This is a genomic window from Rhodovulum sp. ES.010 (assembly GCF_900142935.1).
GTDB lineage: Bacteria > Pseudomonadota > Alphaproteobacteria > Rhodobacterales > Rhodobacteraceae > Rhodovulum.
The window spans coordinates 3,439,284-3,453,938 of the sequence record NZ_FSRS01000001.1; the positions used below are offsets into that span (position 1 = coordinate 3,439,284).

Annotated in this window: 8 protein-coding genes and 3 pseudogenes; all 11 read right to left on the reverse strand. The window is 67.6% G+C overall.

The window, feature by feature from the left end; translation table 11 throughout:
• Positions 1–72: 72 nt before the first annotated feature.
• A complete protein-coding gene (gene torA, locus BUR28_RS17010) occupies positions 73–2,547 on the reverse strand; it encodes a trimethylamine-N-oxide reductase TorA (RefSeq protein ID WP_074221200.1) in 2,475 nt (824 codons plus the stop codon).
• A complete protein-coding gene (locus BUR28_RS17015) occupies positions 2,544–3,197 on the reverse strand; it encodes a TorD/DmsD family molecular chaperone (protein ID WP_083626702.1) in 654 nt (217 codons plus the stop codon). The genes torA and BUR28_RS17015 overlap by 4 nt, the downstream gene beginning before the upstream one ends.
• Entirely contained in the window at positions 3,194–4,864 is a 1,671-nt protein-coding gene (locus BUR28_RS17020; protein ID WP_074221201.1) for a c-type cytochrome, read from the reverse strand. Before BUR28_RS17020 ends, BUR28_RS17015 begins: the two co-directional genes overlap by 4 nt.
• Positions 4,865–5,431: 567 nt before the next feature.
• The gene (locus tag BUR28_RS17025) at positions 5,432–6,922 is read right to left on the reverse strand and encodes a DUF6880 family protein (protein WP_254813766.1); all 1,491 of its coding nucleotides are present in this window, start codon (positions 6,920–6,922) and stop codon (positions 5,432–5,434) included.
• A gap of 488 nt (positions 6,923–7,410) precedes the next feature.
• Positions 7,411–8,343: an IS5 family transposase gene (locus BUR28_RS17030; RefSeq protein WP_074221202.1), complete on the reverse strand. Its 933-nt coding sequence runs from the start codon at positions 8,341–8,343 to the stop codon at positions 7,411–7,413.
• Between the two features lie 503 nt (positions 8,344–8,846).
• Positions 8,847–9,026 (reverse strand): homocysteine S-methyltransferase family protein, encoded by a 180-nt coding sequence (locus tag BUR28_RS17035; RefSeq protein ID WP_139307652.1) that lies wholly within the window; start codon positions 9,024–9,026, stop codon positions 8,847–8,849.
• Between the two features lie 64 nt (positions 9,027–9,090).
• Positions 9,091–9,315: pseudogene (locus BUR28_RS17040) on the reverse strand (permease); the annotation flags it as partial.
• A 20-nt stretch (positions 9,316–9,335) separates the two neighbouring features.
• Entirely contained in the window at positions 9,336–10,790 is a 1,455-nt protein-coding gene (locus BUR28_RS17045; RefSeq protein WP_074221204.1) for a cobyric acid synthase, read from the reverse strand.
• Positions 10,787–12,301 (reverse strand): cobyric acid synthase, encoded by a 1,515-nt coding sequence (locus BUR28_RS17050; protein ID WP_083626831.1) that lies wholly within the window; start codon positions 12,299–12,301, stop codon positions 10,787–10,789. Before BUR28_RS17050 ends, BUR28_RS17045 begins: the two co-directional genes overlap by 4 nt.
• A 126-nt stretch (positions 12,302–12,427) precedes the next feature.
• Positions 12,428–12,783: pseudogene (locus tag BUR28_RS17055) on the reverse strand (cob(I)yrinic acid a,c-diamide adenosyltransferase); the annotation flags it as partial.
• Between the two features lie 229 nt (positions 12,784–13,012).
• A pseudogene (locus BUR28_RS17060) lies at positions 13,013–14,194 on the reverse strand (IS5 family transposase).
• Positions 14,195–14,655 lie beyond the last annotated feature (461 nt).

Below are 14,655 nucleotides of genomic sequence, written 5' to 3' on the forward strand. Positions count from 1 at the left end.
ACGCCCGCAGACAGGCACACCAATGCGTGGGCGGCCGTGACCCTGGCACCGCCCCGTCGGCGGGCAGCGCGTTCAGGACACCGGGTCGGAGAAGACGAGAACATCGGGAAGCTCTCCTTCGAATTTTTCGATTTCGACAAGGGCGGTCTGGCCGCAATTGGCCTGGGCGAGCTTGGAGGTCGCGATGCCCGTCGTCAGGTTGTTGACGTCGCCATAACGGCACAGGCTGCCGATCTCACGCGGGTTCAACGGATCGAACCAGCCGCCCTCGTCGATGCGGACCACGCCGGGGCGGATCTCGTCGGTCACGACGACGCCGGCCAGGATCTGGCCGCGGTCATTGAACACCCGCACGACATCGCCATCCGCCAGTCCCCGCGCCTCGGCATCGGCGGGGTTCATCCAGCACGGCTCGCGGTCCTGCACGGCGTATTTTTCGCGGAGCGACGTGCCGCAAAGCTGCGAATGAAGCCGCATGCGCGGGTGGTTCGAGGCGACGTGCAGCGGGTAGGTCTGCCCCTCCATACCCAGCCGCTCGATCGGCTCCATCCAGGTCGGATGCGGCGGGCAGTCGTCATAGGCCATCTTCTCTATATTGCGCGAGAAGATCTCGATCCGGCCCGATGGCGTGCCGAGCGCGTTCAACAGCGGGTCGGCGCGGAAATCGGCATAGCGGACGAAGTTGCGGCTCTCCTCGGGCAACGGGAAGGCAAGCGGTTCGTTGCTGTCCCAGAACGCCTCGAAGGTCGGCATTTCCATGCCCTTCGCGCGCGCCTCGATCCGTGCGGTTTCGTAGAACCCGCGGATCCAGTCCATCTCGGTCTTGCCCTCGGTATAGGCGTAGCCGTGGCCGAGTTTCTGCGCGATCCCGGTGAAGATCTCGTAGTCCGACCGCGCCTCGAAGACCGGGTCGATCAGCTTCTTCATCGGGACGATGTGGCTAAGCGCGTAATCGCCCACCTGCGAGATGTCGTTGCGCTCGTAGGACGTGGTGGCCGGCAGCACGATATCGGCATGCCGCGCGGTCGCCGTCCACTGAAAGTCGTTGGCGATGAAGGTCTCCAGGTTCCGCCAGGCGCGCAGCATCTCGTTGCGGTCCTGGTGATGGGCGAAGGGGTTGCCGCCGGCCCAGTAGGCCAGCTTGATCTCGGGCAGTTCGATCTCGTGGCCGTTGAACTGCATCGTCGCGCCGGGGTTCAAGAGCGTCTCGACCAGGCGCGAGACCGGGATCGTCAGCGAGCCGCCCCCGGCAAGCCAGGCCGGCCCGCCCACGCCGCCCACGCCGCCCGGCGTGTCCGACACCGCCGTCAGGATCGGCGAATTGTGTGTCGGCGCCCCGCCCGAGGCGTAGTGATAGCTCAACCCGTAGCCGCCGCCGGGCAACCCGATCTGCCCCAGCATCGAGGCCAGCGTGACCAGCATCCAGTGGACCTGCTCGCCATGGTGCTGGCGCTGGGTGGAATAGCCGAGCGCCAGCATGGTGCGCGCCGAGGCGAAGCGCCGTGCGAGGTCGCGGATCTGTTCGGCCGGAACCTCGCAGATCTCCGCCGCCCATTCGGGTGTCTTGGGCTGGCCGTCGCTCTCTCCCAGAAGATAGGGCAGGAACCGGTCGAAACCGCTGGTGTAGCGGTCGAGGAACTCCTGATCGTGCAGACCCTCGGTATAGAGCGTATGCGCGATGCCCAGCATCAGGGGGACATCAGTCATCGGCCGCGGCGCGATCCATTCCGAATCCAGGCGCTGCGCCGTCTCGGTGCGGATCGGGTCGATGCAGATGGTCTCGATTCCGGCGTCGCGGATCAGGTCGACCCCGGCGAATGAGCCGTGATCGGCGACCTGCCAGCATATCTCGGAGTTGCGCAGCGGATTGGCACCCCAGAACACCATCAGCTCGCAATCCTCGGCGAGCACGGGCCAAGTGGTGCACTGTTCATACACCTCGATCGAGCCCACGACATGGGTCAGGATGACCTGCGCCGCGCCCGTGGAATAGTCGCCCGCCGAGTTCGTGAAGCCGCCCTCCAGCTTCAGCAGCCGGCGCAGCAGCGTCTGGCAGTTGTGCATCTTGCCCGGGCTCTTCCAGCCGTAGGAGCCGCCGAAGATGCTGGTCGAGCCGTGTTCCTCGCGCACGCGGACAAGCTCGTTGGCGACAAGCTCCAGCGCCTCGTCCCAGCTCACCCTGACGAAATCGCCCGTGCCGCGGCCGTCGGGGTCGGCGCCGGGGCCCTGTTCCAGCCAGGCCCGGCGGACCATCGGGTACTTGATCCGCGACGGCGAATAGATCGAGTCCATCACGCCCGCGAGCTGGGGCGAGGGCGCGGGATCCTCCTCCCACGGGATCATCTCGGTCACGCGCCCGTCGGCGACGCGGCCCCGGAACACGCCCCAGTGGCAGGCCGAGAGGATATCGGCGCTGGCGGTCTGGGCCGCGGCGCCGGGGGAGAGCAGCGGGCCGCCCGCGGTGCCAAGCGCCCCGAGCGCCGCGGCGCCCTGCAGGAAGCTGCGGCGGGAGACGGCCGGAAAGGCCCCTTTTGGCTCGATCGTCATGTCGCGCGCGCTCCTTCTTGCTGGAGGGGGGAGGTATGGGCGGGGATGCGGTGCCGGACCAGCGCGGCGAGCAGGCGCGCCGCCGCGCCGTATACCCCTCGCGGATCGGCCTCGGCCACCTTGGCGCAGAACGCGGGCACCCAGCCGGCGAGCCGGTCCAGCATGGCCGCCGCCGCCGCCCCGTCGCCGCTGCGCAGCGCGGTGCCATAGATCGTCAGTTCCAGCGACAGGTGATCGACCGGCTCGGCGCAGTCCTCGGCCACATGCAGGTCAAGACGACGGAGGACCGCCTGCAAGTCGGCAAAGGTCTCGGCCGCGTGCCGACCCCCGCCGGTATAGGCGCTTTCATAGATCGGGATGGTGCGCGGGCCGCGCACGCCCGAGAACAGCGCCACATGCCGCCGCGCAAGGTCCGCGGCGACCGCTTCGGGCGGGCCCCGGGTCAGCGCCGTGCACATGGTGTCGGCCGCGTCCTCCTCCGCAAGGCTGGCCGCGATCTCGCGCAACAGCCGCGCCGCCTCGGGCGCGGCCATGCTGGCCACCGCCGCGTCGTCCGGGGGCGCGAGGAACGCGCGGCCCAAAAACTCCGCGACGAATGCCTCGATCTCCGTCGGGTCCGGGGCGCGGGACAGGCCGGCGCTTGCGCTCATAGGTCGGCGCGCTCCTTCGCGCCGGAATCCTTGGCATTGTTCTGCAGATAGACGAGCAGCAGGCGATATGCATCCGGTTCGAGGGAGGTGAAGCGCTTCATCGAGCCCAGCGTGCCGATCCACTGGTTCGCCAGGAAATGATCCGCTTCCGGCGGGCTGTGGCACGCGGCGCAGGCCGAATTGAACATCTCGGCGGTAAAGGACCACAGCGCGTCGCCGTCGACCAGCATCCCGGTCTTGTCGACCCAGCCCTCCAAACTGACCGATACCCAGTCCTGCCCGGTATCGGGGTCGGTCACGGTCTCGCCCGCCTCCAGCGCGCCGATCGCCGGTTCGCCGAGGACGGCCTGCAGGATGCGCTGGCCCTGCTTGGCGTAAAGCACCGCCTCGGCCCCGACAAGCTGCCAGCCCTCCAGCCGCACGCGCAGCAGATCGCCGTCTTCCCCGACCACGGCGACCTCGGTCCCGCTCAGCAGCTTGCCGTCCTCGTCGTCGGACCCGGAGTCGAGCGAGAACGCCTTGGTATGCACGACGAAGGCGGTGTTCGCCGTGCCGACCTCCTCGGCCGGCGATGTCGGCAACTCGCGGGCGCTCTCGCCCGATTGCTCCAGCATGACCAACTGCGAGGTCCGGTTCGGCTCGGGCAGGCCCGGCGCGGGATGGTCGACCGGCGCCACCGTCTTGAGATAACGCGCCATGGCCAGCCGGTCGGCGTCGCTCAGCTGCGAGGTGTTGGCGACCACCTCTTCCATGTCGCCGCCCGCGCGCTTGCCGATCGGGCTGACCCCGGTCTTGAGGTAGTTGGCAATGGCGTTGGCCGACCAGAAGCCGATACCGGTCTCGTCCGGCGAGATGTTCGGGAAATGGCCGTGCCCGTCGGGCGTCGGCCCTCCGCCGAAGCGCATGCCCTCCTCGATCGTGCCCAGCATGGTCCGGGGTGAGTGGCATTCGGCGCAATGGCCCGGCCCTTCCACAAGGTATTTGCCGCGCGCCAGGATCACGTCGTCGGGCGCGTCGATGGTCACCGGCGAGAACGGGTCGTTCGTGTCTTCGACCACGGGCAGCGGGCCGGGATTGCCCTCGGGCAGGCGCTCGCCGTCGAGGAACACGAGCCGCCACACCCCCACGCCCCGGCGCAGGTTGAAGGGAAACTTCAGGTCGTGGTCGTCGGCCCGGCCGGCGACGGGCTCCAGCGATTGAATGAACGCGTACATGTCGCGGACGTCCTCGGCGGTCATCCGCTGATAGGAGGTGTAGGGGAAGGACGGGTAGAAGTTCTGCCCGTCGATGCCCCCGGGGCCGACCCCCTCGCGCACTGCGCGGTCGAACTCGGCCAGCGTCCAGCCGCCGATGCCGTCCTCGTCATGGGGCGAGATGTTGGGCATCCGGAACAGGCCGAACTCGGTATCGAGCTCGCGCCCGCCGCCGAGCATCAGCGGGTTCTCCTGACCGGGCGTTGCATGGCACGTCGCGCAGTCGCTCGCCACGAAGATCAACTCGCCGTTTTCCAGATCGGGCCCTTCGAGAGTCGCGACGTCGCGTGAAGGATGCACGAGGGACCAAGTCCAGGGCGAGGTGAGGACGAAGAAACCCAGAACGGCTAGCACGAAACCGCCGAGAAAGAGACGCAAGAACAGGTTTCCGGGGCGGTCATCGGCCCGAGTCATGCCAAATTTCCCTTCTAGGAACAGCCGCGCACATTGAGATCAATTGTAAAGATATGGGCAAGAAATGTCGACCGGGGACGCTGATGTGTTTTCCCGTCGCGTCCGACGTGGACCGTCTGTCGGTTCTTTCAGCAGCGATGCGGGGCTTTGATGCCGTGATGATCGTACATCGTTGAAGGTCGAAAAGCGTTGGACAGCGGGACCTGCCTCCCGCAGTTACATGGCGAGGCGATAATTCCCTATTTCCGCGCCATCTTCCGCCACTACGAGAGCGGCCTCGTGGGGCCGAACAGAACCGGAAATACGATAGCAACATCCAAAATCTCGGCTGGGGCTGATAGGCTTTCGCTATCCGGCCAGCGCGAACGCATTCGCCGAAAAAAGGTCTTTGGAAGCCGCCTGGCGGCGGCGCAGAAATAAGCTGGCTTCCCGACAGTCGGAATGTCGGCTCCCATATCGCCAGTGTGTCCGTCTCGCGATTGCAGCGAATGACCGCCCCCCGCCTAACCGAAGGATCATCCCTTGGCGACCATCTCCGGCCGATCGGGGCACGATGAGGTGTCGGTCTCACGCGTTGCCAACCCTGCTCCAGAAGCTCGATTTTCGGGGGTGGTCTCGCCGCAGCGCCTCCAGGAAGGACGCATGGTCCGGGTGCCCATGGTAGTCGCGGATTTCCTGATCGGCGGTGGCGCAGTCCAGCAGGTGGCGCACGGCGTGGCCGTATCGTTTCGATCGACCCTTTTCGAGGGCGAAGAGGATCATCGCCCGGCGGGCGAGGGTGGCGGCCAGCGGATGCTCAGCCTGCAGGGCATCGGCCGCCGGGGTCAGAACCTCGTATCTGTCGCCATCCAGATCGGCGGCACGCGCCTCGATCAGTCCTGCGGCCTCGGCATGGTCGGGCCAATCGAGGAAGAAACACAGCGCCAGCATCCAATCAGCATGGGACCGGGCGACCGCCTTTGCGCGGTCTTCGGCCTCGATATCCTCGAAATCCGGCAAGGCCTTTAGGTGGCGTCGCAGGCTGTCGGCATTCAGGGTCTGGCAGAAATCCTCCCACAGAAAGGCCTGCAATTCGGCGTCGCGGCCAAGGGCCGCCAGGCAGTCGGCAGAGGCCGCATCGAGCGGCGACGGGCCGAACCAGGGGTCATGGCCGCGATCCCTGGCGCGCGCGTTTTCGACGATCCGTAGCGCCTCTTCAGCGCGGCCGGCCGCCAGAAGGCGCGCGGCGACTTCGGGCGCGATCGTGTGATAGGTCAGTTGCTCGGCGCTGTAGCGGGCCATGTAGGCATCGACATCGCCCTGCAGGTCGGCCACATCCTGCAGGATCATCCCCGCGGTCCGGTCGCGCCCCTCCTGCGCGAGGGTGCTGCGGCGAGCCTCATCTGCGACGAAATCGTAGCGGGCCAGGTCGGCACCGGTCAGCGTCGCGACCTCGGCGGCCTTGGCCAGCGTTTTCAACCGCTCCAGGCCAGAGGACCCGAGCGCCTCGGCAAGCGCCGGGATCGCGCCGTCGAATTCGCCGTACCCGTTGTCCCGCAGCGCCTCGAAGATCCGGTCGGCCAGCGCCCCCGGGTCGAGATCGAGGCGCGGGGCCAGATCGGCGATCGCGGCCATGGCATCGTCCATGACGCCGCCGATCACGCCGTTGCTGTCATCGGTGCGCTCGTGAATGTTCGGGGCAAGCTGGAGAAAGGTCCAGAGCAGGTCGAACGCCTCGCCCGGTGCGTCGGGCGCGACACGCGTGGCGATCAGATCGACCAGATCGGACAATTCCCGGGCGAAGGCCCTTTGCCTTTGCCACGAGATGAACCCGCTTGCCCGCCGGAGCTGGGCAAACCGCTTGCGGATGTCCCGGGCGACATCCATGGGCCCGGCGCGCGCGCTCAGTTCCAGCCTCAGGCGCTGCTGACGGGCGCGGTTGCCCCGTGTGACCTCCAGCAGCAGATCGGCCAGCGTCTCGGCGCCAAGGGCCGCAAGGTTCTCCTTGTTGAGCGTCTTCCTGGCCACCGTCTCCGCCCCGTATCCGTGGACGGCGATGCCGCAGGCGGAGGTGGTCATGCAAGTCCGGCGGACGGCATGAGGGCGGTCGCGGCAAGGTCCGGATGGATGAACCGTGGTTTCAGGAAGAGAAAGCTTTTCCGGCTGAATTCAATCGTTCCATATCCTCCGTATGACGGACCGGCATGAGAATGCCGTCGAGGACTGTACGATGAGCGAAGAGAAAGGAGGCAGCACGACTGGACGCTCGTGACCATTGTCGCGCATCACCGAGAACGCAGCGCGGTGCGGGGACCTGATCATTCCCCGAAGGTGGTGGAGCCCGCTTGAGCAGCGGCGACAACGTGCATCCCGGACGAAATCCCATGACGTCTGTCAAAGAAGGCTGTCCTTGGCGGTCTTCGAAGTCCCGGCCACCGACGGGAAACGACCACGAGCGCGGTGGCGCTCGTTCCATTTTCAAAGGAATTCCCGCCACCCTGACATCGGCAACCGGCTTTGTTGCGCAAAGAGCGTGAAGCCCGGACCTCCCCTTTCCCCAGACGCACTTACCCCATGGGCTCTGTGACTGGTATGCCGAGCGCGGTGTAGCCGTTCAGGACGGCGGCGCGGACCTGGAGTTCGGCGACCTGACGATCGAAGTCGCACGCCATGAGGCTCTGCCCCAGCAGCTTCACGCAATGCATCTTCGTCTCGACCCGGCTTCGGCGGTGGTATCCGCTCCACTTTCGCCAGATGGCGCGGCCGAGGTATTTCGATGCGCGCAGCGCCTCGTTCCGGGCGATCGCGCCGGCCGTCGAGGGCTTCCAAGGCTTGGCGTTCTTGCGTGGCGGTATGACAGCATCGGCGCCGCGGTCGGCGACGGCGTCGTGGCACCTGCGCGTGTCATAAGCTCCGTCTGCCGTGACTGAGCCGATCTCCACATCAGCGGGGATCTGGTCGAGAAGCTCGGGCAGCATGGGCGCGTCACCGATGTGGCTTCCGGTGACCTCGATGGCGCGGATCTCCAGCGTCTGTTCATCGACGCCGATGTGGATCTTGCGCCACAGACGGCGTTTCGCGCCGCCATGCTTGCGGGCGTGCCACTCGCCTTCGCCCTCCGCCTTGATGCCGGTGCTGTCGATCAGCAGGTTCAGCGGGCCCTGCGAGCCCCGGTAGGGAATACTCACGGCCAGGGATTTCTGGCGCCGGCTCAGCGTGCTGAAATCCGGCACCGCCCAGTCGAGGCCGACCAGCCGTAGAAGGCTTTCGACGAACCCCGTCGTCTGCCGGAGGGCCATGCCGAAGAGGACTTTCATCGTCAGGCACGTCTGGATCGCGGCATCGCTATACTGTGGCTGCCGGCCTCGCTTGCCGGTCGGCCGCGGCACCCAGACAATGTCCGGATCGAACCAGATCGTCAGGGAGCCGCGCTGCTTCAGCGCTTCGTTGTAGGCCGGCCGGTTCCTGGTCTTGTAGCTCGGCGGGATGGGGCTGCTCATGCAGGCCAGCTACCACGCTGGATTCACAAGATGAATCCCTCGCTCGACCTTTGCGCAACAAAGCCTCGGCAACCGGAAAGCCCAACATGACAGCATTGCACGGGACGGCGCCCGCCTTGGGCGACGATCCGGGATCGTCGCGCGCGCGGTGCCGTGAGAGGAGGTGCCCAGATGTTTCTTGGCCAACCCCTACGAGCGCCTTGGGGCAGGGCGCTACGTCGGAAGCCCAAGCAGCTGGAAGGAGTGCTCCGTCCGCATAGACCGCGTCAGGTTGCCAAAGCGCCGCGGGTCTACGCTTCAGGCGGCGTGGGGCGGGTTTGCCATGACAAGGTCGAGTAGCGTTGCGGGAGGCATGTCGAACCTCGGATGCGGGGTGGCAAATTATGAGTCAGATAGGCAGCTTTTGGGGTGCGCCAAGGCGTGCCGCGTAACAAGCGTTGCCGGGCCGCCGTTTTCGGTGGTGCGTCCGTGGGCGTGTCGGCCTTGGACGGCGCGTCAGACCGTTAGCCGTGCGCGGCGGGACGTACGGTGTCGGCCGCCGGTTTCAGGCAGCGGGCGAGCTCGGCAATATGGGCGGGCCCGATCTCGCAACAGTCACCTACGGTACGCGCGCCCTCCGCGACCCAGGTCGCGATGAAGAACAACGGGTGTGCGCCGCTGATCTGGCCGAAGGTCGCGGCCATGGCCCCGGGAAACAGGATGTAGCTGCCGACGATGCCCCAGGTCAGGACGAATGTTTCAAACGCGAAGGGCAACGCCCATCGCCAGAAGCGCGGCGATCAGCGGGATCACCCCGCAGGAGCAGAAGGGCGAGATCCCGCCCGCCAGCGCGCCCAGTCCAATCATCAGCAGTGGCGCGCCGGTGAAGGCCTTGGCGATCAGGTTGTCGGCGCCGGTGGCATTCGCCCACGCGGCAATTGCGATCGACAGGATCAGGAACGGCGCCGTGTTCAGGAGCGCGGTGCCCGCGAAGAGGCTGACACGCTCGGCGGTCAGCGAGCCGCGGCGAGCAGGCGGTCGAGATCGAGATCGGCCTCGATCTCCTCGGCAAAGGCGTTCAGCGCGGCGTCGAGCCGTGCGGCATGGTCCGTCCCGGCCGCCACTCCGCCCATCCGTGCCAGCCAATGGCCGCGAAATCCGTCAGACCCGAACAGCCCGTGCAGATAGGTGCCCATCACCCGGCCGTCCTGCGAAACGGCGCCCTCGGCCCGCCCATCGAGCCGCAGCCAGGGGCGGTCGAGGCCCGGCCCTTCGGTCCGGCCCATATGCATCTCGTAACCGGCGACTCGCGCGCCACTCATTGTGTCCTCGGTCTCGATCTCGACCAGCCGCTTGTCGCCCGTCAGCGTCGTTTCGATGTCGAGCAGGCCCAGCCCTTCGGTTGCTCCCGCCGGTCCCTCGATGCCATCGGGGTCGCGCACCGCGCGCCCCAGCATCTGGAACCCCGCGCACAGGCCGACCACCCGGCCGCCACGCCGCAGATGGGCGCGGATGTCGATGTCCCAGCCTTCGGACCGGACCGCCCGGAGCGCCGCCCGCGTCGCCTTGGAGCCCAGCAGCAGGACCACATCCGCGTCGCCCGGAATGGGCCGGCCCGGACGGACCCAGCGCAGATCGACGCCCGGTTCGGCCGCCAGCGGGTCGAGATCGTCGAAATTCGCCAGGCGGGGCAGTTCCGGCACGGCCACGACCAGACCGGCCCCGGCGCCCCGCTTGCGCCCGTAACCCAGCGAATCCTCCTCGGGCAGCGCCCGCGCGGCGTCGGACCAGCGCAGCAGCCCCAGCACCGGCCAGCCGGTTTCGGCGCGGATATCCTCGGCCGCGGGGGCGAAGACGCCCGGATCGCCGCGGAACTTGGTGACGATCACGCCGGCGACGCGGGCGCGTTCCGACGCGGTCCACAGCCGGTGATGCCCGATCGCCGCCGCCGTGACGCCGCCGCGCGACTCGTCGCCCACCAGCACCACGGGCAGGTCGGCGGCCTCGGCCAATCCCATGTTCGAGATGTCCTGCGGCCGCAAATACCGCTCGGCTCCGCTGCCCGCCCCTTCGATCAGGACAAGGTCATGGGCGGCGGACAGAATGTCGAGGCTATCACAGACCGCCCCGCGCAGTTCGGGCTTCAGCCGCTGATAGGCGCTGGCCGAATAGCGGCCCAGCACGCGGCCCTGCACCACCACCTGCGCGTCCACATCGGTTTCGGGCTTCAGCAGCACCGGGTTCATGTGCACCGTCGGCGGCACGCACGCGGCACGGGCCTGCAAGGCCTGCGCCCGGCCGATCTCGCCGCCATCGGCCGTGACGGCGGCGTTGTTCGACATGTTCTGCGCCTTGAACGGCGCGACCTTCAGCCCCTGGCGGGTATAGGCGCGGCACAGGCCCGCAACGAGCAGGCTCTTGCCCACGTCGGAGCCGGTGCCCAGCACCATAAGCCGCCTTGCGGTCATCGCGCCAGCGCCAGCAGCGCGTCGAGGTCGAGGTCGTGTTCCAACTGGTCGGCCAGCGCGTTCAGCGCGGCGTCCACCTGCGCCTCGTAGTCGAGGCCGGAGGCACGGCCCCCCATTGCGGTCAGCCAATGGCGGCGGAAGCTGTCCGCGCCGAAAAGCCCGTGCAGATAGGCGCCCATCACGCGGCCATCGGCGGACACCGCGCCCTCATCGACCCCGTCCAGCCGAAGCCAGGGCCGGTCGAGGCTCGCGCCTTCCGTCCGCCCCATATGCATCTCATAGCCGGTGACGCGGGCGCCGCTGAGCGCGTCCCGGGCGTCAATCTCGACCAGCCGCTTCTCGGGTGTCATGGTCGTTTCGATATCCAGAAGGCCAAGGCCCGGCGTCTCGCCCGCCGGCCCCTCGATCCCGTCGGGGTCGCGCACCACACGGCCCAGCATCTGGAACCCCGCGCAGATGCCGACCACCCGGCCGCCCCGGCGCACATGGGCCAGGATGTCGACATCCCAGCCCTGCGCGCGCAGGGATTCCAGCGCGGGGCGGGTCGTCTTGGAGCCGGGCAGCAGCACCACATCGGTTTCGGCCGGGATCGGCTGGCCGGACTTGACCCAGCGCAGATCGACGCCGGGTTCCGAGGACAGCGGGTCCAGATCGTCGAAATTCGCTGTGCGCGCGATCTGCGGCACGGCGATCACAAGGCCCGCCCCGCCGGGGGCCTGCGGCCGTTCCAGCGCCAACGCGTCCTCGGCGGGCAGGTGAGCGGCCAGGTCGAACCAGCGCGCCACGCCCAGAAGCGGCCAGCCGGTGGTTTCGGTCATCGTCCGGCAGGCGGGTTCGTAAAGCGAGAAATAGCCGCGGAACTTGTTGAGCAGAAAGCCCTTGATCCGCGCGCGCTCATCCTCCGTGTGCAACAGCCACGAGCCGACCACGGCGGCCATCGCGCCACCCCGGTCATTGTCGGTCAGCAGGACCACCGGCAGGTCGGCCTCTTCGGCCAGGCGCATGTTGGTGATGTCGCAGTGCCGCAGCCAGGTCTCGGTGCCCGCGCCCGCCCCCTCGACCAGCACCAGATCGGCCTCGGCGGCCATCCGGCGATAGCTGTCGGTCACGGCGGGCAGCAGGAGCGGCTTGAGGTTGTGATAGTGCCGGGCGGGCCAGTTCCCCAGGGCGCGGCCCCGCAGCACGACCTGCGAGCCAACCATCGCCTGCGGTTTCAGCAGGACCGGGTTCATGTGAATCGATGGCGGCAGACCCGCCGCGCGTGCCTGCAACGCTTGCGCGCGGCCGATCTCGCCCCGCCGCACCTGCCCATCCGGACCGAGGGGCAGGTCGCTGTCCACCGTCACCGCCGCGTTGTTCGACATGTTCTGCGCCTTGAACGGCGCGACCTTCAGCCCGCGCCGTGCATACGCACGCGCCAGCCCCGCGACCAACAGGCTCTTGCCCACGTCCGAACTGGTGCCTTGGATCATCAGCGATCGACCCCGCCGAGGCGGCGCGGGGTCGAGCATCGGCACGTCGATCACGGGCATCGGCGGCGGGGCATCGTCGGGCGGCAGGTCGAAGGTCATGGCAAATCGCGCGTCATTCCGGCGCCGGGTGATGCGCCCGCGCCGCGCGCCTTGTCAAGCCGCGGCTCAGAACTCCACCCCCGGCTGTCCCTTGATGCCGGCGCGGAACGGATGCTTGACCAGCGTCATCTCGGTCACGAGATCGGCCGCCTCGATCAGCGCCTCGGGGGCATTTCGCCCGGTCAGCAAGACATGGGTCAGCGGCGGTTTCTCGGCCTCCAGAAACGCGACGACCTCGGCGGCATCCAGATAGACGTAGCGCAGCGCGATGTTGATCTCGTCCAGGAGGACCCATCCGGATCGCGGATAATTTCCTGTGCCTTGCGTCACCCGTTCTCGGCGGCGGCGATGTCGCGGGCCCGGTCCTGCGTTTCCCAGGCAAAGCCCTCGCCCATGGCGTGGAACTGGCACAGAACCCCGAACCGCCGGCCCATTGCTGCCGTCCACCTACCATGCCGGATGCCGCGGTGCGGCCCGTGAGAGCTGCCATTCGCTGCAACTGCGAAATCCCGCAGCCGGAACACCGCACATCGCAGTGTATTGCTAGCAGGCCGCTGAAATTCTCTTGCGGCCGGACGGATTTCCCTGACCCTCACCCGTGAGGCCGGCGTCGTCTGTTCTGTGTGCTTGGTCTCGGCCCTGCCTTTGGCGTCAGGCGGCCAGCAGCTTCGGCAGTCTGGCGAGGTTGCAGGCGGCCATGGTGAAGGTGAAGCGGGCGGCGACGCGGTCGAGGCCGCGGTATACGGTCTGGGCCATGCCGCCGACGGTCTTGGCCCAGCCGAAGGGCTCTTCGATCTTCTTGCGGCGCGTCTGGGACAGGGCGTAGCCGGGGTGGCGGGTGGTTCTGCCGTCGATGGCGGAGTGTCGGGCCTTCTGGGCGACATGCGGCGTGACGTGGGCCTGTCGCAGATCGGCGACGAAATCTGCGCTGTCGTAGCCCTTGTCGGCGCCCAGCGTGAGGCGGCGGGTCGAGCCGGGGGAATGGCGGTGGATCATGTCGAGCGCGGCGCGGCGTTCGGCATGGCCATCGGCGCGGGTCAGGTCGGCCTAGACGACGAAGCCATTGCGGTTTTCCATCAGCGCATGCCCCATGTAACAGAGCAGCGCGCCCGTCCCCTGCGACTTGCGGAACAGCCGCGCGTCGGGGTCGGTGATCGAGGCATGGGTGGCGTTGGAGCGCTTCTCGCCGCGGAAGTCGACTTCGGCGTTGCGGTGGCGGCGGCTGGGGCTGGGCATCGGGACGGTCTCGGCTTCGGGCTGGGCAGGGGCGGTGTCGGGGCTGGTATCCTGATCGGTGTCCCCCGGCGGGTCACCCGGCCCGTCCGCGCCGGGCGGGCTGCCCTCGGTCTTCGGCTGGAAGCTCTTCATGGAAGCCCAGGCCTTGATCAGCGTGCCGTCCACCGAGAAGTGCTCGTCTGACAGCAGCGGTGCGACCTCCCGGTGAGCCAGGATCGCGCCCATCACCTTGCGCGCCATGTCGGTGGTCAGCAGCCGGTCACGGTTCTTCGTGAAGACGGTGGGGACCCAGACCGCGTCGTCGATCCCCAGGCCCACGAACCAGCGGAACATGAGGTTGTAATCCATCTGCTCCATCAACTGCCGCTCCGAGCGTACCGAGAACAGGATCTGTAGAAGGCTCGCCCGGATCAGCCGCTCCGGCGGGATCGAGGGCCGGCCCTCCGGGGCGTAGAGCGTCTCGAACTCGGCATCGAGGCTGGCCAAAGCCTCGTTCACGACCCGCCGGATCTGCCGCAACGGATGCCGCGCCGGGATCCGCGCCTCGATGTCAACATAGCTGAACAGCGACCCGCTCGTCTCGTCCGCGCCCCGCATCCCAACCCCTCCGGCAACCGCCCAAGGGGTGAATCACGTCCCTCAACCGACGTCCAGAGCGAGGTTTTTCAGCAGCCTGCTAATACCTGAAACAAACCATCAGATGACTTGGGCCAGCACAGCCCTTCTCGGTCGTTCGGGCACGCCGGAGCGCAGGCCCGCGATCAGTAGCGGAGGGCGGTCACCGGACCTTCACCGCGGGCGCGAGCCATGAATGCGGCAACCGATGGAGCGGACATCCGGAAGATGCCGCTACCGTCCTTCTTTCTGCACAGCCGCAGTTCGGCTTCGAGCCACTTTGACCGATGCTGCGCGCTGGACAAATGGCAGGTTCGGAGAGGCGCGATATTTCCAGCCGAAGCGGTAGATTAGAATCTGGGACTGCTCATTGGCGTGTCACAGAAGGCAATATCGACCAGGTTCAAACGGTCGCGTCATTCTATCCCGTTTCGCCGAATTGA

What these genes read in the sequence shown, in the direction of transcription:
- torA (WP_074221200.1), bottom strand. Translation starts at nt 2,547, where the DNA reads ATGACGATCGAGCCAAAAGGGGCCTTTCCGGCCGTCTCCCGCCGCAGC.
- BUR28_RS17015 (WP_083626702.1), bottom strand. Translation starts at nt 3,197, where the DNA reads ATGAGCGCAAGCGCCGGCCTGTCCCGCGCCCCGGACCCGACGGAGATC.
- BUR28_RS17020 (WP_074221201.1), bottom strand. Translation starts at nt 4,864, where the DNA reads ATGACTCGGGCCGATGACCGCCCCGGAAACCTGTTCTTGCGTCTCTTT.
- BUR28_RS17025 (WP_254813766.1), bottom strand. Translation starts at nt 6,922, where the DNA reads ATGACCACCTCCGCCTGCGGCATCGCCGTCCACGGATACGGGGCGGAG.
- BUR28_RS17030 (WP_074221202.1), bottom strand. Translation starts at nt 8,343, where the DNA reads ATGAGCAGCCCCATCCCGCCGAGCTACAAGACCAGGAACCGGCCGGCC.
- BUR28_RS17035 (WP_139307652.1), bottom strand. Translation starts at nt 9,026, where the DNA reads ATGGCCGCGACCTTCGGCCAGATCAGCGGCGCACACCCGTTGTTCTTC.
- BUR28_RS17045 (WP_074221204.1), bottom strand. Translation starts at nt 10,790, where the DNA reads ATGACCGCAAGGCGGCTTATGGTGCTGGGCACCGGCTCCGACGTGGGC.
- BUR28_RS17050 (WP_083626831.1), bottom strand. Translation starts at nt 12,301, where the DNA reads ATGCTCGACCCCGCGCCGCCTCGGCGGGGTCGATCGCTGATGATCCAA.